The following is a 17,844-nucleotide window of genomic DNA, read 5'->3' on the forward strand; positions in this document are numbered from 1 at the left end:
CCATCGCCTCCGGGCGCAGATCTGCCCAACCTCGCGGGAAGCGGCCGTACCGGTCGTAGAACCTCCGCAACAGCGCGAACCCGGCCGTATCTCGCCATGCTTGGACGCAACCAGGTCCAGCTCAGCAGGGACAAGGGTCCAGTGCTCGACCAGCTCGCCGATGCTCAGAGGAGATCGACTCACAGCGGTCAACCACCGTGGTAGCGATCAGGGACCGCGCAGACCCCCAAAAAGATCAACTATTTGGCCCCTGGTCGCAAGATCGGCGTGGTTGGTCGTGAAGGGCCCGTCGGCGTGTGACCAGGTCCAGCGAAGCCGTCGGTGGGTCAGCCACGCACTAGCCTGGCCGGCGAGGTCGCGGTGCCGGCGCTGGGTCCTGTTGGTGTCGCCGCCGTCGGTGGTGAAGGCGAGCAGGGCGTAGCCGCCGGGGATGCCGGCGTGGGGCTCGCCGGGGTGCCGGCTGCCGTCGACGGGGAGGTGCACGCTGGCCAGGGCCGGTGCGCCCTGTCCGGGCAGGGTTTGCAGCATGTGGACGCGGCCGTGGTCGACCAGGTGCCATCGGCCGTCCAGGGGCAGCCTGAGCACGGTGCGGGCGTGGGCGAACAGTTCGTAGGCGTCGACGGGGTCCTGCACGACGAGGGTGGTGGTCGCGGTCATCGTGGTCACCGGGCCCAGATCGCCAGGGCTGCGGTGGTGGCGGCGCCGGCGTACCCGGCGAGCAGCAGCGGCACGGCGCGGGAGATGGCGGTGTACTTGGCCCGTACGGCGCGGGAGAGCCACCACAACTCGCGGGCGCGTGCGAGGGGGGCGGTCTGGGCTCCCGGGTCGGTGTCGCCACCGACAACGCGGACCAGGACGTCCTGGGCGGTGTCGGTGTCGGCGTAGGCGACGAACCCGAAGTCCCCACCCCGAAATCCCGGTACGCGAAACCCGCGTCCGGCACCGGTGGGGCTACTGAACCGCCGAAAGCCCTTGCGGCAGGGCTGGCGCCGCGCGCCCTTTATGGGCATCACCGAACGCTCTTCCGCGCTCGTCGAAGAGGGCCGATGCCCACCGAACTCGCACATCGTGTCCGGGGTGTCTGTCGGTGACGGCGGCAGGCTGAGGTTGCCGTGCCCGTTGGGCCGGGAGTGGGGATGGCTGAAGTGTGTTCCGCCGTGATCGTGGCTGACGTTCGAGGTGCCAACCCCGCTCCCCCCGCCGGTTTTTTCGACACAGGCGCCCTCTCTGCCAGGCCAGCACGCCATTCGCACCAGCTCCACGCCCAGGTCGCGTGCGATCCGCTAACGTCGAATCGCCGTGCGTCGGGGCGCCGCAACAGTCGGCTCGACGCAGGTCGATGCGAACGGAAAGGCGAGCCCATGATTGATCGCCAGGATCTTCAACAGGCCAGGGACGATCTCGGCCGTAAGCTCGCCGCCCTGCGTAGGTCGAGGGGACTCATTCAGGAAGCCCTCGCACGCCAGGTGCACACGACGCGCAGCACCCTGGGAATGGTCGAGCGGGGCCGGCAGGTCGTGGACCGGATCTTCTGGCTGCAGTGCGACACCCTGCTGGACGCCCAGGGCGAGCTACTCGCCGCCTACGACGCCTACCGACACCTCCAGTCCCGGTTCCAGGCACAGCAGGCCGAGGCGGCACAGCGGGCGCGGTGGGGAGCGGTACCCGAGGCGGTGATGGCAGCCGGCGAGGCCACAGGCGAAAGGTACGGCGAAGTCGGCGACAATCGACGCCCGCCGGACCGGTTCCACGGCGAGCGCCCGGAGGCGGGCCGCACCACACGAACCGGGCAGGTCTCAGTCGTCAACGCGGTAGCAGGCCGTGGCGAGGAAGCCGACCACGATGCCAGGTCGCGACTGCTGGCCGAGCTGCGCCGGCACCTGCTCGCACCTGCCGCACCGAAACAGCCGGTCGAGCCTCTCACGCTTTCGGAGGTCCGTCAGCGGGTGGCCCATCTCCATAGCCTTTACCAGCGTGGCAACTATGCCGAGGCGGTCCGGGCGTTGCCCGACACGTTCGAGCAGGCGAACCTGTTGACCCGGACCTGCACCGGCACGCAGCGCGCCCTGGCCGTCGGGTCGCTGGCGGCGGCGAATCTCGCCGCCGCCAAACTCACCGTGAAACTCGGCGATCCCAGCCTTGCCTGGGTGGCGGCGGACCGTGCCGCTCGTGTCGCCGCCGAGCAGGCCGAGGATGTTGCGCTCGTCGCTGCGGCGGCGTTCTCGGTGGGTACTGCGCTGCTGGCGATGCCGGACCGCGTCGGCGATGCCGAGGAGGTGGTGCTGGCCGCTCTCGATGGTGTGACGGACACGAGGGACTCCGCGTCGACGGGTCCGCGTGTCCTGTCGGCCCACGGGGCGTTGACTCTGCTCGCGGCGCTGATCGCCGCCCGGCAGGCCCAGCCCGCCGCTGTCGAGCGGCACCTCGACGACGCGAACGCCCTGGCCCGGCGGCTCGGCGCCGATCGTAACGACCTGTGGACCGGGTTCGGTCCGACGAACGTGATGATCCACCGCATCAGCATCGCCGCCCGAACGGACCAGCCTCAGCTGGCGATCCACCTTGGAGAACAGCTCGACACCTCGTCGCTGCCGGCGGCCCTGGTGAGCCGCCGCGCCCGGGTCCACCTCGACCTCGCCGCCGCCTACGCCTGCTCGCCCGGCAACGATCCCGCAGCCGTGCTGCACCTGCTCGAAGCCGAACGCATCGCGCCGCAGACGGTGCACGTGCACGGCCGGACGCGCCATCTGATCGGCGACCTGCTCACCCGTGAGCGGCGCGCCGTCACCCCCGGCCTGCGGGCACTCGCCGAACGCGCCGGAATCGCCGCGTGACGTCCGGATCCGCGAATGCCCGTCTGCTCTACCTGGTGGTCTGTGCCGCGCCACCGGCCCGCCGCATCGTCGAGCTGGTCGAGGCGGTGCGGCGCGACGGCTGGGATGTGTACGTCATCGCGACCGAAACCGCGCACACCTGGCTTCCCAACGATCGGCTGGCCGCCGTTACGGGCAGGCCCGTCAGCTACCGGCAGCGGCATCCTGACGAACCGAGCGTCCTGCCACGTAGGCCCACATCACGATCTCGACGCGGTTGCGGGCGTTGAGCTTGCGCATCAGGGCGGCGATGTGGGTCTTGACGGTGCTGAGGCTGATGGACAGCTCATCGCCGATCTCGCTGTTGGTCCGGCCGCGAGCGGCAGCCAGCAGGACCTGTTCCTCGCGAGCGGTCAGCGGCTCGACAGGTTCAGGTGGCACCGAGCGCGGGCGGCTGTTCGCGAAGGAGGACAGGAGCCTCGCGGTGATGTTCGGTGCGATGAGGGCGTCACCTCGGGCGGCGGCATGGACGGCCTGGGCGAGCATCTCGGCGCCGGCGTCCTTGAGGAGGAAGCCTCGGGCGCCCGCCTTGAGCGCCCCGTAGACGTACTCGTCGAGGTCGAAGGTGGTGATGACGACGACGGCCAGAGGGTCGGCGACGTCGGCCCCGGCGAGCTGGCGGGTGGCTTCGATTCCGTCGACCTCGGGCATGCGGATGTCCAGCAGGCACACATGGGGACGCAGCGCACGGGCCATGGAGATCGCCCGGCGGCCGTCGGCGGCGTCGCCGACGACGGCGATGCCCGGTTGGGCGTTCAGGATCATGCAGAGCCCTGCTCTGACGATGTCCTGGTCGTCAGCGACAAGCACGCGGATGGTCATGACGTCAGCGCTGTCCGAGGCAGCGAGGCGTCGACGCTCCAGCCGCCGTCCGGGGCAGGTCCCGCCCGGAGGGTGCCGCCGAGCAGGCTCGCCCGCTCGGCCATGCCGCGCAGCCCGTAGCCGGCGTGCGGGGAGCTGGTCGTGGTCGCCTCGCCGTCATCGTGCACCCGCAGGTGCACCTGGTCGCGGGATGCGGTGACGTCGACGGTGACTCCGGTGGCGCCGCGGGCGTGGCGGGTCGCGTTGGTGACCGCCTCGGCGGCGATCAGGTAGAGGGCGGTGCCGACTGCCGGCTCAACGGCCTCGACGTCACCGGAGACCTGCACGCGGACGCCCAGCACCTCGCCGCCGGGACGAGCGAGTCGTTCGATGTCCGCCACCCCTCGCCGAGGGGCGAGATCGGCGTCCGTACCGTCGCGCAGCACGCCCACGAGGGCTCGCATCTCCCTGAGCGTCCGGGACGCCTCCTCCTCGATGGTGACCAGGGTGGCCAGCGCGCGCTCCGGATCTGCGGCGGCCAGCGCGCGACCTGCCTGTGCCTGGACGGCGATGGCCGAGACGTGATGGCCGACCGTGTCGTGCAGCTCGCGGGCGAGTTCGTTGCGCTGATGGAGCCGGACCTGCTCGACGTCGCGGTCGTGGCTCCTGGTGCGGTAGCGCACTGCCGCTCCGAGCGCGGCCGAGCACAGGAAGAAGCCGTAACCGGCGACCCTCTCCGCGGGTGAGGTCTGCTCCGCGACGAGGGTGACGGGCAGCCAGACGAGGATGATGCCGAGTCCGAAGGCAGCCTCGCGCCCTGCCCCCCAGCGCAGCAGGGCGTAGGGCAACACGAGCAGCCCTGCGATGCCCAGCAGGCCGGTGGCGTCGATTACCGCGATCCTCGCGATGTCGAAGGCGAGAACGGTTCCGAAGGCAACGGCTACTGCGGCCAGCGGTCGCGTGCGTCGATACAGCAGGCACGCCGCGACCACGACGCTGACACCGACCAGCAGCAGCGCCCATGCCCTGTGGTCGCGCAGCAGCACCTCGACGACCGAGATCACGACAAGAGCCGAGGACAGCGCCCAGTCCCGCCACACCCGCACCGGCGCACCTGTGGGGCGAGGCTCAGCCCAGATCCCAGCAAGCATGCTTCCCCCTTTCCGCAGAACGTAAGGGGGCCGCCCCTCGGGCGGATCAGCCGAAAGTACGGCGAGTGTCCCGCGCCTGGGACCAGGACAGCCCGAGCCCGCAAGCGGATGTGGCGCCTGCCAACGCTGGTCAGTGTTGAGACATCGAGTGAGCCGACCCGGCTGACGCCAGCAAACAGGAGACGTGATGACCAGAACCGACAGATCAGCCGGTGCGCTCCGGGAGGCGCACATCCCGGTCCAGGCGAAGCTTGCCGCGGCCTGGGCCAGCTTCATGTTCCTCTACATCTACGTCGACTACCTCGCCCTGTACAAGCCCGGCTTCATCGACGACATCCTGGCCGGCACGGTGCACGAGTTCGACACCGGCCCAACCTTCGTCGCCCTCGCGCTCACACTCATGGCCGTCCCGATCCTCATGATCCTGCTCTCCGCGACACTCCCCGCCCGCGTCAACCGCGCCACCAACCTCGTCGTGGCAACGCTCTACATCCCCGTCACGGTGTACAACGCGGCCGGCGAGTCCTGGAGCTACCTCTACTTCTACGGCTTCTCCATCGGGCTCGAGCTGCTGCTCCTGGCCTTCATCCTGCGCACCGCATGGACCTGGCCCCGGGCCGTTCGAGCCCGCCGAGACCTCGCCCAGGCCCCGCTGTGACGCTCGATGCACGCCCCGTCTGCGGGGTCGGTTGCAGCTGCTCCGGCAGCAGTGACCGCGAGCAGCCGGTTGCGTCGAATGTCGTTATATCTGCGTCTTCGCAGAACTTCATGGCATCCGCGAGACCGCATTGACCTTCTTCTTCTTTCCTCTGGCTCCTGGTAGAAGTGCGACATGCCCTCACGGCGTATCACGTCACTGGTGGATGAGCGCGGATCGCGACGTGCTGGCTCGCCGCCGTTGCGCGGGGTTTGCCTCGCCGGGGCGGGCGGTGCCTCGGGTTTCATGATCGGTCGACTGCTGCTCGCGGTGCTCAGTGCGGGCACGCAGCTGGTCACGGCAACTCGTCGTCCAGCACTGGAGGTGTGATGAGCGAACCTGCCGAGGTCGACCGCCTGCTCAGCGCCGCCGACGAGATCACCGCGCGGGCCGGTCTCGGCCCGGACACCCGGGCGGCCGTTGAGCAGGCGGTTGCCGCTGCCCGTGGTCTGGGCGATCCGGGGCGTCTGCTGCACGCTCTGGGCCGCGCCACTCTGAACCTCTCTCAGGAACGGCTCGCCGATGGCGGTGACGTCACTGAGCTGCGGGGACAGGCCGAGGAGGTCATCGCGCTCGCCGGCGATCTGCTCTCCGATCCGGACTGGCATGCCGATGCCGTGGTCCGCACCGTGCAGGCGGGCCAGATCCTGGCCGGCATCGGGCTCGTCGATCGCGGGCGCGATGTCGTCGAACGGGTGTGGCGGTTGGTCGCGCCCCGGCCCGCCGACGGCCTCGACGCCTGCCGCGCTCGGACCGCAGCACTGACTGGGCTGGTCACCCTGAGACTCGGGACGGACCCCTCCGTCCTGGGACCGTTGGCCGCAGAGATGGTCGACCTGCAGCGTGGGCTCGCCCGCGACACGGGCGAGGCGGCCGCCGTGATCGACCTGGCGGATGCCCTTGGAATCTTCGCGCGGGTCGCCAGCAGTCTGGGGCGGCCGGACCTGATGCGGGTGGCGCTGACCGAACAGTACTCAGTGGAACAGATGTTCCAGGGTTCCGGAGCGCAGAAGCGACTAGAGCGGATCGAGGCGTCGCTGGCGCAGCTGCGACAAGCCGCGCCGGCAAACCTCGTGGTGCCCGACTCGGGCGCATGGCGGATCCGCCGCTCCTACCTGGACCTGCTGGCCCAGCCCGCACCATCCGGCGTTACCGCCGGCGGGTTCGCGGCTCGGCTGGCGGCGGAGTCGCGGGTGACCGGCCGTGCACCCGGCAACCGCCCGCCCGCTGACCCGTCGGTGATCGCCGATTGTGCCTCCCGGCTCGATCAAGGGATCTCTCTGGCCGACGCAGATCAGATCATTGAGGCCGACCGCGTCCTCGCCGAGCTCGCCGACGAGTTGAGCCTGTACGACGGGGCGACGTCGGACCCGGCCCGGCGGGACGTCCGGCGCCTCTGGTCCGCGGCCCTCTACCAGCGGGCGATGCTCCGGCACCGGATCGGCCACTGCGACGACGCCTGGGACCTTGCCTGGCTGTCCGTGGTCGTTGCCGTCCGGCGGCACGAGGGCCTGCTACGCGGGACTGCCACCGAGCGGGAGGCGCTGGCCGACGCGGTCACTCACATGGTCGACGCCGCCGTGGTCGCGGAAGCCACCGGACGTGACGAAGACCAGATCATGCTGCTGTCCGAGGTCATCGACCGCTGCGCGGACGCGGACGCGGCCTACCCAAGGTTGCGTCGAATCCTCGGCACGGCCCTGCACAATCTCGCCGCCGCGATGCTCGAACGCCAGCAGACAGCGACCGCGGCGCCCTTGGCCGAACATGCCTACGCTATCCGTCATGAGCTGGCCGTGCTGGACCAGCGCGCAGCCTGGGAGTATGCGAACACACTGCTGCTCACCGCCGCCCTCGCCGTCGACCGTCAGGACTGGCGAATCGCCGTCGAACGTCTCAGCGCAGTTGGGCGACTGCTGGTTGCCTTGCGGACGTACCCGGAAGCGATGGCCGGGTATGCAGGACAGCTCGCCATCGAGGTCACCACCCGGGCGCCCGAGCTGGTGGACCGGGCTCGTGCCGCCGGCACCTGGCCGTATCAGACTTGGACCCCTCAGGCGTAGCGCCGCCCGTTCGGCGTGAGACCTCGCCCACGCGCGGGATGCCAAGCCAGGGGTGTCCGGTCGGCGGCTGCCAGCCGGTTACCGGATCTGGCAGGTCCCGGCCGGGCCGATGGTCAGCTGCTCCGCCCCCAGTTTGACGCGAGCCTCGGTAGGGAAGTTTCGCGGACACCTCGATGAAGGAGGGGGTATGGAGACGTCCGCTAGCGTCGGGCGCAGTTATCAACAGCCGACAAGGCCATGCGTGGCGGCGCCTGCTGCAGCGCCAACGCCGAGGGGGCGAGCCTAATGGCTCGCGTCGGTCGCTACGGGATCCCAAGGTTCGTGTGGTCCCTGATCTGGCTCGTCGTCTGCATCTTGATCGTCATCCTGTTGGCCCTGGTCATCCACCACTTCGGAGGCGCCTCTCTGTCGCTCAAGCTCGGCCACTTCTACCTGAACATCGGCGTCACCTGACTTGCCACCTCGTCGACACTCCGGCGGTGGTCAGCTGCAGTATTGGCCCGGACCGCTCGGAGGGTGCCCGCGTCGCGCGGGCACCCTCCGACGGCTGGCGGTGCCGGATTCCCGGCCCGCCCTCAGCTTGTGGAGCCGGACGCCGCCCCGCCGAGGGTCACCTTGAGGATCTTCTCGTTGCTGTTGTTCGGGGTGCTGTCCTTGTCCCCGCCGGTGCTCGTGGTCAGCCACAGGTTGCCGTCGAGGGTCGGTTCGACGGTACGCAGCCGGAAGTACGTCCCGACGAAGTACTGCTGGACGTTGGTGAGCGTGTTGCCGCTGATCTCCGCACGGTACATCCGGTTGCCGCGCAGGCAGGCGATGTAGAGCACGTCCCGGACGATCGCGATGCCGCTGCACGAGGCCTCGGCCACCGGGTACGTCCGGATCGGGGCCCTGAAGTTCGGGTTGGCGCAGTCGCCGGAGGTGCCCTCACAGGCGGGCCAGCCGTAGTTGCCCCCCTTGACGATGATGTTGGTCTCGTCCATGACGTTGTTGCCGAACTCCTGCTCGAAGAGCCGGCCCTGGGAGTCGAAGGCGAGTCCCTGCGGGTTGCGGTGGCCGTAGCTCCACACGTGGTTGCCGAAGGGGTTGTCCGCCGGGACGGTGCCGTCGGGGTTGAGCCGCAGCACCTTGCCGCCCAGGTTGCTGGTGTCCTGGGCCACGTCCGGGTCCTGTCCGTCGCCGGTGGCGGCGTAGAGCTTGCCGTCGGGGCCGAAGCGCAGCCGGCCGCCGTTGTGGTACTTGTTGCGCGGGATCCCGGTGACGAGCACCTGCCGGGTGTCGGTCTGCAGCGTGCCGTCGTAGCGGATGCGCACGATCCGGTTGTCGGTCGTGGTGGTGTGGTAGATGTACAGCCAGCGGTCGGTGGTGAAGGTGGCCGAGACCGCCAGCCCGAGCACGCCGCCCTCGCCGCTGGTGCCTGCCACGTTCGGCACGGTGCCGATGCTGCGCTTGTCGGTGCCGTCCGGGTTCATGGCGACGATGTCGAACAGGTCGCGCCGGCCGTAAAGGACCGTGCCGTCGGGCAGTTGCACCAGGCCCCAGGGCAGGTCCTTCTCAGTGGTGATCGTCGTGGCGCCGCAGACCGGGCTCGTGCAGCCCGAGCCGGTGTGCGCGGTGACCGCGGCGCTCGCCCCCGAGACGTTGCCCTGGGCGTCCCGGGCGGTCACGGTGTACCGGTAGTCGGTGTCGGGCGTCAGCCCGGTGTCGGTGAACGTGATCGCCGGTGGGTTGCCTGCGGTGCCGGTGGTGGAGCCGACCGCCGTACCGTTGCGCAGGATCGTGTAGCCGGTGACCGCGACGTTGTCGGTGGAGGCCGACCAGGTGAGGGTCACGGCCGTGCCGTTCACCGTCGCGGCCAGGTCGGTCGGCGTGCTGGGCGGCGACGTGTCCTGCTGGCAGAACGGCGGGGTGACCGAGAGCGTGGAGCTGGCCTGCGAGACGTTGCCGGCGGCGTCGCGGGCGTTGACGTACCAGCCCCAGGTGACACCCTGCACGACGCTGAGCGTGGCGGTCAGCGTCCGTCCCGAGACCGAGGTGACGAGCTGGCCGTCGTGGTAGATGTCGTAGAAGGCGACGCCGACGTTGTCCCGGGAGGCGTACCAGGCGAGCGTGACGGACTGGCAGGTCAGCCGGGTGCGGCGCAGGCCGGTCGGCCGGGTGGGCGGGCTGGTGTCGGCGGCGAGCTGGGCCACCTGCCGGCTCCCGGTCGCCGGTGCGGCCGGCGCGGCGTTGGCGGGTACGCCGGTCACGATGACGCCGGCGCAGACCAGCAGGGCGAGCGGGACGCGGTGTCGGAAGTGGTGAGGATTGATCCGCACGGGTGTTTTCCTTCCCGGGGTTCTTGGTCAGTACGGGTAGCCGGGGACGTTGAGCCACACGCTGTACAGGCCCGAGTCGTTCGTCCGGCCGGAGGTGATGTAGAGGGTCTGCCGGTCGGGTCCGCCGAACGCCACGTTCGTGGTGCCGGCGCCGCCGGAGCGGATCGTGCCGAGCTGCGCGCCGGCGGGCGAGTAGACGTGGACCAGCCCGTCCGAGCCGGAGGCCCAGTACACGTAGCCGGCGCAGTCGACGGTGACGCCGTCGGGACCGCCGAGGTAGTTCACGAAGACGCTGCGGGTGCCGGTGGTGCCATCGGGCTGGACGACGTACTTGTAGATCTTGTTCTCGGAGTAGGCGCCCACGTAGAGCGTGCCGCCGTCCGGGGAGAGCGCGATGCCGTTGGGTTGCCGCAGCCGGTCGTCCACCAGCGACACCTGGCCGCCGGAGACGCGGAAGACGCTGGTACGTCCGCTCATCTGGTCGGGCCGGTTGCCGCGCTGGAAGCTGGGGTCGGTGAAGTAGACGACGCCGTCGGACCGGACCGCGACGTCGTTCGGTGAGTTGAACGCCCGGCCCTGGTGGTCGGCGGCGACGGTGCTGCGGGTCCGGTCGCTGAGCCGGTATGCGGAGACGCTCCGCTGGTCGTGGGTGGCGGCGATGATCTGCTGGGCGTCGGGGCTGAGCGCCAGGCCGTTGCTGCCGGCGTCGGCGATGAAGGTGTCGAAGGTCGCCGGCGGCGTGAACCGGCGGATCGTGGAGGGCTGCACGTTGTTCGGCCCAGTGCCCGCGGCCATGTCGGACATCAGCAGGTAGCCGCCGTCGGCGACCCAGACCGGTCCTTCGAGGAACGAGAACCCGCTCTGGATCTTCGTCGCGGACACGGAGCCGGCCGGCAGCGGCGGGCCGTACGCGGCGCCCTCCGGGCAGACCCCGGGGGGCGCGCCGGGTGGGCCGGCGAACAGGCTGGTGTGAACGTTCACATCAGAGGCGTCCCGAGATGCTGGGGGCGCGGCACCGGCGGGGCCTGGTGCGGTGGTCAGCACCAGGCACAGGCCGGTGAGTGCGGCGATGGTTGGACGCCAGGTCATCCGGTACTCCCATCGGAGTCGGTGAATGCTTGGTTGGGTCGGCCTCGACCCCACCATCACCTACCATTGATCAGTGTCGATGCGTATGGAACGCAGCTTAGGCGAGGAAGCGGCGCCCCGCATCAGTTGTCCACGATCACCTTCGGCGCATGCCCCGACAGGCACCCGATGACCTGGCCGGTCGAGCGCTGACACTCCGTACACCTTCGTGGTGACCGCCCGCGAGGCGGCGGGCGACGGGTCCGCGGCCCCACCCGGGTCCTTGACTTCCCGCATCCGCACCGCTTCCACGCCGATGGATTCCGCCGGCATCGGCGAAGGCCGCCTGGCTCCTACCCGAGCCTGCTGTCCGTGCGGGCGGCGGCGAGAGCGGCTGCCATCCGGGTCAGGCGTGCGCCCTGGAAGCAGGCCGTCTCGAGGACAGCTCTGGCGTACTCCGGATCCCGGCCGGCGCGGCTCTCCACCTGGCTGACGCCGTACGGGTTTCCGCCGGCGGCGTGAGCGGTGTCGTAGTTCAGGTAGCCCGTGGGCAGGATGATCGACCCCCAGTGGTGGAAGGTCTGGTAGAGGCTGAGCAGGGTCGCCTCCTGGCCGCCGTGTTCCTCGTAGGTGGCGGTGAAGCCGGTCGCCGGCTTGTCGGCCAGTTCCTCCGCCTGCCACGGGACGGTCGTGGTGTCGAGAAACTGGCGCAGCTGGGAGCAGATGTTCCCGAAACGGGTCGGCGTGCCGAAGGCGTACCCGTTGGCCCACCGGAGGTCGTCCAGGGTGGCGACCGGAATGTCGGCAGTGGCGTCGAGGTGGGCTCGCCACTGCGGCTTGGCATCGATGACGTGCTCCGGCGCCAACTCTGCCACCCGGCGCAGGCGGACCTCCGCGCCGGCGTCCGCGGCGCCGTCGACAAATGCCTGCGCGAGCCGGTGCACGGTGCCGGTGGCGGAGTAGTAGATGACGGCGATCCTGGCATCGGTCTGCATGGTGCCTCCTGGGTCGGCTCGGTTCTCGGTCAACCGTGCCGAGCAGGCTTACCGTTCGCTGACCATCCCCTTACCGACGCCGCTGAACGGCTGTCCGACCAGGTCGAGCTGTGCGCCGCGGCTCATCTCGGCAGTGAGTTCGTCGCTGCCGAGCGCCTCCCGGAGGCGGACCGTGATGCGCTGGACGTCATGTTGCTCGCCGGGAGGCAGCGGCGCTCCGGCGGCCTCGCGCAGCGTCCGCGCCGCGGCGAGCAGCCCCGCGGCGGGGCGACTGTCACCGCCGAGGCTGATGGCACCGGCCAGGCCCTCGAGAGCCAGGGCGACCGCCCGTTGGTCCCCGGTGGCGCGCGCCGCGTCGAGCGACTCACGGTGGCGGCGCTCGGCGAGGACAGCATCACCGCGGTGCTCCGCGATGAACCCCAACTCGGCCAGCGCGAGCGCGCAGCCCGGCAGGAAGCCGGCGCGGCGGTTCCAGTCGAGCAGGTCCCGCTGCTGGGTCTCGGCCGCGTCGAGGTCGCCCCGCCGTCGCGCGATCATTGCCAGGCCCGTGCCGGCGAAGGCGACGGCGGAGGGGCTCGACTGTTCCCGGGCCACCTGTAGCGCGCGGTCGTGACTGACGGCGGCCTCGTCGAGGTCGCCCCTCAAGATGGCCAGCCGGCCGATGCATGCCAGCTGCCGGGACACCGACGTCCACAGCCGCAGGTGTTCGGCGATGCGCAGCGCCTCCCGGTAGCGGGTGGCGGCGCGATCGTAGTCGCCGTGGATCTCGGCCAGGGTTCCCAACAGGCTCGTCGGATGCACTTGGCCCCAGCGGTCACCCAGCTGCTCGAACAGCGCCCGGCTGGTCTCGCAGTCACGCTGCGCCGCGGGCAGGTCGCTGCGGAGTACGAGCGCGAGGTCCGCTCGGATGGCGCAGGCGGCAGCGATGCCCCACCGGTCCCCGCCAGCGCGGAACGCCGCCAGCGCCGCGTCGACCAGGACGGCGGCCTCGCCCGGATCTCCGGAGCCGAGCATCATGGAGGCGAACAACCACTGCGCGAACGCCTTCTCCGGCCCCTCGGTGTCCTGGTAGCTCTCCAGGATCCGCTGCCGGGGAGCGGTCGGATCGCCGTCCCGGGTGGCGAGAGCGGCCAGCCACATCTCCGCATGTCGCCGCAGGCCGTCCGGCGCGACGTCGTCCTCACTCCTCGGGACGATGTCCAACGCCGTCCGCAGTGACCGGCTCACCTCTCCGAATCGACCCCGGAGCAGGCGGTACCAGGACAACGAGGTCGCGAGCGCCAAGCCCACGCGGGCCTGACCGTCGGTGGCGGCGACGTCGAGTGCCGCCCGGAGGTTGGCGCTCTCGGCGTCGAGCTCACGTAACGCACGACTCTGATCGTGCCCACGTAGCCGTCCGGCGGCCTGCTCGGCGAGACGGGCGAAACACGTAGCGTAACGGCGACGAGTCGCGGGCAGTTCGGCGGCGCTGTCGAGCTGTTCCAGACCGTAGGCAGCCACCGTCTCCGGCAGCCGAAAGCGTCGCGGAGTCTCGCCGCTCCGCACCATGACCAGCGATCGGTCGATCAGGCGTGCCAGCACGTCGAGGACCTCGTCCGATGCCACCTGCCCGCCCCCGCACACCTGCTCGGCGGCGGCCAGGGTGGCGCCGTCGGCGAAGACCGCGAGCCGGCGCAGCACCGCGCGTTCGGGAGGTGACAGCAACTCCCAACTCCAGTCGATCACGGCGCGAAGCCCTTGCTGACGCGGGGGCGCGGTGCGCCGGCCGGATGACAGCAGCCGGAAGCGATCGTCGAGCCGTGCCGCCAGCTCGCCCGGGTCGAGAACGGCCAGACGGGACGCGGCCAGTTCCAGCGCCAGCGGTACGCCGTCGAGACGCCGGCAGATGACGGCGACCGCGTCCGTGTTCCGCTGATCGACGGTGAACCCTGGCTCGGTGGCGCGGGCGCGGGCCACGAAGAGCCGAACCGCCGGAGCCTCGGCGATCTGCCGCGCGCCGGCTCCGGGCTCCGGCAGGGTCAGCGGCGGCACCGGAAAGACGGCTTCGCCGGGGATCCCGAGCGGCTCGCGGCTCGTCGCCAGGATGCGCAGGTCGGCCACGGCGCCGAGAAGCTTCTCGGTCAGTCGAGCGACCGGCGCCACCACGTGTTCGCAGTTGTCGAGCAGCAACAGCATCCGCCGACCTCGCAGCGCGGCGACCAACCGGTCCATCGGCTCGCGCGGTGGTCGATCACCGGGCAGGCCGGGCGGGCTGTCGTCCCGGATCTCGAGCATCGCCGCCACCATGTCGACGATCTCGGTGCAGGTCGCGTGGTCGCCGCAGTACGGCTGGCCGGCCAGCTCGACGAGCCACACGCCAGCGGGGAACGTGTCACCCAGCGCACGAGCGGCCTCGATCGCCAACCTGCTCTTTCCCACCCCACCCAGACCGGTCAGGGTCACCAGCCGCTCGTTCGTCAGCCGCTCCCGCACCGCCTCGACGGCCCCGTCGCGCCCGATCAGCCCGCCGTACGGACCAGGCGACAGAGGCGCCGGAAGATTGGTCCGGGCCGGAGTCGACGCCGGTGCCGGCGGCTGGAGGGCGGGATCCTGGCGCAGGATCGCCCCGTGCAGCTCGACCAACTCCCTGCCGGGATCGATGCCGAGTTCGTCGCGCGCCTGCCGACGGAACTGCTCGTAGGCGAACAGCGCCTCATGCTGGCGTCCCGAGCCGTACAGGGCGCGCAGGTGCGCGGCCCGTAGTCGCTCACGCCACGGATGGCGTGCGACCAGGTCGGTCAGTTCCCCGGCGAGCAGGTGGTGCTCACCGAGATCGAGCCGGGCCTCGGCCAGCTCCTCCAGCGCGGTCAGGCGCTGGTCGTCGAGCCGCTCGACCGCCTGGCGGACGAACCGCTCGTCGCTGAACTCGGCGTACGGGGAACCGCGCCACAGCGACAGGGCCTCCGTGAGCGTCGCCGCCCGCACAGCCGGCTCCCGCTGCGCGCCCGAACGTAGCAACAGAGCGGCGAAGCGACCGGCGTCGACCGATTCCGGCGGCGTCCGCAGCCGGTAGCCGGCTTCACCGGACTCGACCAGCGCACGGCCGCCCGCCTCGCCCGCCCCCAGTGCGCGGCGCAGCTGCGACACCTTGGTCTGGAGCGCCCCGAGCGCGTTGCCGGGTGCCTCGTCACCCCAGAGATCCTCGATCAGCCGGTCGGCGGTCACCGGGCGCCCCTCGTGAACCAGCAGGTCAGCCAGCAGACCACGCACTTTGAGGCCGGGCACGGCGACAGGTGTGCCGTCCGACGTCCACACCGCGACGTCGCCCAGCACTCCGAACCTCATCGCTTCACACTAGCCAGCCGGCTGTCCCGCCCCGCGAACGTCCGCCGACCGACGGTCTGCTCACCGGGAAGCGGCGCGGGGTCACCGACGCGTACGTCAGCCGGCCGTCAGCCGGTGGTAAGGAGCCCCGGGCAGGCTGAACCGAGCCGACACCGGAGGAACGACATGGATCAGCTACAGCGGCGCCGAGCCGCTTCCCGCCACAGGCCGCTCGCACCAGGGCGGGTGGCCACACCCTGGCTCGCCCTGCTGGCCGGTCCGCTGTCGTTCGGGATTGCCGCACCGGCACTGCTGCTCGACGACCTGGCGCGCGCGACGGGTAGCGGGGAACAGGCCGCGACCGCCGGTGTGACCGCCTTCGGCTGGGGGATCGCGTTGGGGACGCCGCTGCTGGCGGCGCTGCTCGCCCGTCGCGGCGTACGAGCGGTCCTGACCGTCGCGTCCGCGCTGGTGGCCGCGGGGACGCTCATCCTCGTGCTGATCCCGAGCGTGCCGGCGATGGTGGCCGGCGCGGCGGTGCAGGGACTCGGGTCCGCCGGCCTCACCGTGACCGCGATGAAACTGGCCGACTCGGCCCGGCAGATGGGCGTGGTCGCCGCGTCGCTGGCGGTCGTCGGGGCCACCGGTCCGCTGACCGGCGCACTGATCGCCGACGTCTCCTCGTGGCAGGCGGCACTGGCGTTGCCGCTGCTGGCGGTGCTCGCCGTGCCCGCGGCTCGCCGCGGCACCACCTCACCGGACGCGGTGCCGGCGCCGTTCGATTTCTTCGGGATGACCATCCTGGCGATGCTGGTCACCGCAGCCGTCCTCATTCCGCACCGGCCGCTGGTGGCCGGCCCGGCCACCGTTGTGCTGCTGCCTCTGCTGGTGTTCCGGACCAAGGTCCGTCCGGACGGCTTCCTGCCTGCTGTGATGGCACGGAACGGCCGGTTCCTCGCGGCGTGCGCGCTGGCCTTCGCGCTGGGAGTGGGGAACTTCGCCCTGCTCTACGCCGCGCCGGACCTGCTGCGACAGCACGCGGGATGGGCAGGCACCCGGAGCGGGATCGTGCTGCTGGCGCCGTACCTGATCGGCGGCATCTGCTCCGGGTTCCTGGTCGCGGCATCCGTGCGAGTGTCACGCCGCGTCGCGGCCGCCACGTTGCTCGTCACCGGCGCCGCCGCGCTGCTGCTGGCGGCGATCACCACCGCCGTACCGCTGCTGCTCGCGGCGATGACGCTCGGCTCCTTGGCGGCCGCGACCGGCCAAGGCGTACTCGCCCTGCACGCGGCCGGCGTCGTATCCGCCTCCCACCGGGCCGAAGCACTGGGTCTGTTCAACCTCGCCTACCTGCTCAGCGTTGCGATCGGACCAGTGGTTGCCGTGACGCTCTCGCACCCAACCACTTGAGGGCCCCGACGCGCAGTTCACCGTCGGCCGCCTCGGGCGTCGTGGCCTGCGTGGCGCGGCGTTCGGTTGGGCTTCTGGATCACCGCAGCGCGCGGAAGAAGGCGCGCAGGTCGGCGGCGAGCAGATCGGGCTCTTCCTGGGCGAGGAAGTGGCCGCCGACGCTGGGCTCGCGCCAGTGGGTGAGGTTGGCGTAGGTGCGTTCGGCGAACGACCGGGGCAGGCCGGCGTCCTCCACGCTGACCGTGATGCCGGCGGGCACGTCGACCATTGGCAGATGTGGGGCCAGGTGGTCGTCCCGGTAGGGCCGGAAGGACGTGCCGATGCAGTTGGTGACCCAGTACAGCATCACGGTGGTCAGCAGCTCGTCGAAGCCGAACCGGCGGGAGATGTCACCGCCACAGTCGCTCCAGCGCTGGTACTTCTCGATGATCCATGCGGCCAGTCCGGCCGGCGAGTCGCTCAGCGCTGCCGCAAGGGTGTCGGGCCGTGTCTCCTGGATGATTCCGTAGCCCCAGTCATCCTGGGCCTTCGCGTCGAGCATCGCGACGAACGCCTCCTCGGCCGCGCTGAGGTCGCCCCTGCGGTCCGCTGGCGGGAACTTGATGTGCTGCGAGAAGACCCCGATGACCCGATCTGCGTGGCGGGCGCCGAGCCACGTCGACACGCCGGACCCGATATCGCCGCCGTAGGCGCCGAAGCGGTCGTAGCCCAAACGGGTCATCAGCTCGGCCCACACGTCCGCGACAGCCGCCTCGGTCGTGGGGCCCTCGGCGAGTGGTCCGGAGAAGACGAAGCCGGGCAGGCTCGGTATGACGAGGTCGAAGTCTGCGAGCCGGGAGGCCAGGGGCAGCATCTCCGTGTACGTGCTGGGCCAGCCGTGGGTGAGGATCAGCGCCGTGGCATCGGGCGATGCCGAGCGGACATGAACGAAGTGGACCGGCGTTCCGCGGATCGTGGTGACGAACTGAGGGTGCCGATTGAGGGCACGCTCGACCGCACGCCAGTCGAATCCGTCGAGCCAGTACCGCACCAGACCTGCCAGGTACCCGGGGTCGGTGCCGGCAGCCCACGGCTGTCCCGGGGCGGCCGGCGCGAGCCTCGTCCGCGAGAGCCGAGCCCGCAGGTCGTCCAGGACGGCTTCGGGCACATCGATGTGGAAGGGCGTCAC

The 17,844-nt window shown here is 70.9% G+C and carries 14 protein-coding genes; 5 read left to right on the forward strand and 9 right to left on the reverse strand.

From position 1 onward, the window contains the following. Nucleotides 1-207: 207 nt before the first annotated feature. Both AC2CHG_RS00410 and AC2CHG_RS00415 read right to left on the reverse strand, forming a co-directional pair. Nucleotides 208-657 (reverse strand): hypothetical protein, encoded by a 450-nt coding sequence (locus tag AC2CHG_RS00410; protein WP_124778772.1) that lies wholly within the window; start codon nucleotides 655-657, stop codon nucleotides 208-210. Between the two features lie 5 nt (nucleotides 658-662). Then, nucleotides 663-1,010, reverse strand: coding sequence for a hypothetical protein (locus tag AC2CHG_RS00415; RefSeq protein WP_091113588.1), 348 nt, complete (start codon nucleotides 1,008-1,010; stop codon nucleotides 663-665). Between the two features lie 351 nt (nucleotides 1,011-1,361). On the opposite strand from AC2CHG_RS00415, the gene AC2CHG_RS00420 reads away from it, so the two are divergent. Further along, nucleotides 1,362-2,834 (forward strand): helix-turn-helix transcriptional regulator, encoded by a 1,473-nt coding sequence (locus AC2CHG_RS00420; RefSeq protein WP_051611166.1) that lies wholly within the window; start codon nucleotides 1,362-1,364, stop codon nucleotides 2,832-2,834. Between the two features lie 183 nt (nucleotides 2,835-3,017). On the opposite strand, the gene AC2CHG_RS00425 is transcribed toward AC2CHG_RS00420, so the two are convergent. Together AC2CHG_RS00425 and AC2CHG_RS00430 are read right to left on the reverse strand one after the other, a co-directional pair. Beyond that, nucleotides 3,018-3,695 carry a response regulator gene (locus AC2CHG_RS00425; RefSeq protein WP_484523913.1) on the reverse strand — a complete coding sequence of 226 codons (678 nt, stop codon included), beginning with the start codon at nucleotides 3,693-3,695 and terminating at the stop codon, nucleotides 3,018-3,020. Beyond that, nucleotides 3,692-4,738 (reverse strand): sensor histidine kinase, encoded by a 1,047-nt coding sequence (locus tag AC2CHG_RS00430; RefSeq protein ID WP_484523914.1) that lies wholly within the window; start codon nucleotides 4,736-4,738, stop codon nucleotides 3,692-3,694. The genes AC2CHG_RS00425 and AC2CHG_RS00430 overlap by 4 nt, the downstream gene beginning before the upstream one ends. A 274-nt stretch (nucleotides 4,739-5,012) precedes the next feature. Between AC2CHG_RS00430 and AC2CHG_RS00435 the strand changes: the two genes are divergently transcribed. From AC2CHG_RS00435 to AC2CHG_RS00445, 3 genes are all read left to right on the forward strand, one after another. Continuing rightward, nucleotides 5,013-5,483, forward strand: coding sequence for a DUF6326 family protein (locus tag AC2CHG_RS00435; protein ID WP_194803503.1), 471 nt, complete (start codon nucleotides 5,013-5,015; stop codon nucleotides 5,481-5,483). Between the two features lie 368 nt (nucleotides 5,484-5,851). Continuing rightward, nucleotides 5,852-7,585 carry a hypothetical protein gene (locus tag AC2CHG_RS00440; protein WP_194800741.1) on the forward strand — a complete coding sequence of 578 codons (1,734 nt, stop codon included), beginning with the start codon at nucleotides 5,852-5,854 and terminating at the stop codon, nucleotides 7,583-7,585. A gap of 321 nt (nucleotides 7,586-7,906) precedes the next feature. Next, the gene (locus AC2CHG_RS00445; RefSeq protein ID WP_269700997.1) at nucleotides 7,907-8,038 is read left to right on the forward strand and encodes a hypothetical protein; all 132 of its coding nucleotides are present in this window, start codon (nucleotides 7,907-7,909) and stop codon (nucleotides 8,036-8,038) included. A 122-nt stretch (nucleotides 8,039-8,160) separates the two neighbouring features. On the opposite strand, the gene AC2CHG_RS00450 is transcribed toward AC2CHG_RS00445, so the two are convergent. The 4 genes from AC2CHG_RS00450 to AC2CHG_RS00465 form a co-directional block, all read right to left on the reverse strand. After that, a complete protein-coding gene (locus AC2CHG_RS00450) occupies nucleotides 8,161-9,900 on the reverse strand; it encodes a PQQ-dependent sugar dehydrogenase (protein WP_484523915.1) in 1,740 nt (579 codons plus the stop codon). A 27-nt stretch (nucleotides 9,901-9,927) separates the two neighbouring features. Further along, complete coding sequence (locus AC2CHG_RS00455; RefSeq protein ID WP_484523916.1) at nucleotides 9,928-10,989, reverse strand: SMP-30/gluconolactonase/LRE family protein; 1,062 nt, start codon at nucleotides 10,987-10,989, stop codon at nucleotides 9,928-9,930. A gap of 332 nt (nucleotides 10,990-11,321) precedes the next feature. Continuing rightward, entirely contained in the window at nucleotides 11,322-11,963 is a 642-nt protein-coding gene (gene wrbA / locus AC2CHG_RS00460; protein WP_194800745.1) for an NAD(P)H:quinone oxidoreductase, read from the reverse strand. Between the two features lie 48 nt (nucleotides 11,964-12,011). After that, on the reverse strand, nucleotides 12,012-15,287 hold the full coding sequence (locus tag AC2CHG_RS00465) for an AfsR/SARP family transcriptional regulator (RefSeq protein WP_484523917.1): 3,276 nt from the start codon (nucleotides 15,285-15,287) through the stop codon (nucleotides 12,012-12,014). Nucleotides 15,288-15,512: 225 nt separating this feature from the next. On the opposite strand from AC2CHG_RS00465, the gene AC2CHG_RS00470 reads away from it, so the two are divergent. After that, the gene (locus AC2CHG_RS00470; RefSeq protein ID WP_484523918.1) at nucleotides 15,513-16,676 is read left to right on the forward strand and encodes an MFS transporter; all 1,164 of its coding nucleotides are present in this window, start codon (nucleotides 15,513-15,515) and stop codon (nucleotides 16,674-16,676) included. Between the two features lie 79 nt (nucleotides 16,677-16,755). Here AC2CHG_RS00470 and AC2CHG_RS00475 read toward each other — a convergent pair whose 3' ends face one another. Next, nucleotides 16,756-17,844 carry an epoxide hydrolase family protein gene (locus AC2CHG_RS00475; RefSeq protein WP_484523919.1) on the reverse strand — a complete coding sequence of 363 codons (1,089 nt, stop codon included), beginning with the start codon at nucleotides 17,842-17,844 and terminating at the stop codon, nucleotides 16,756-16,758.

The organism is Micromonospora sp. ATLC20 (genome assembly GCF_057196585.1).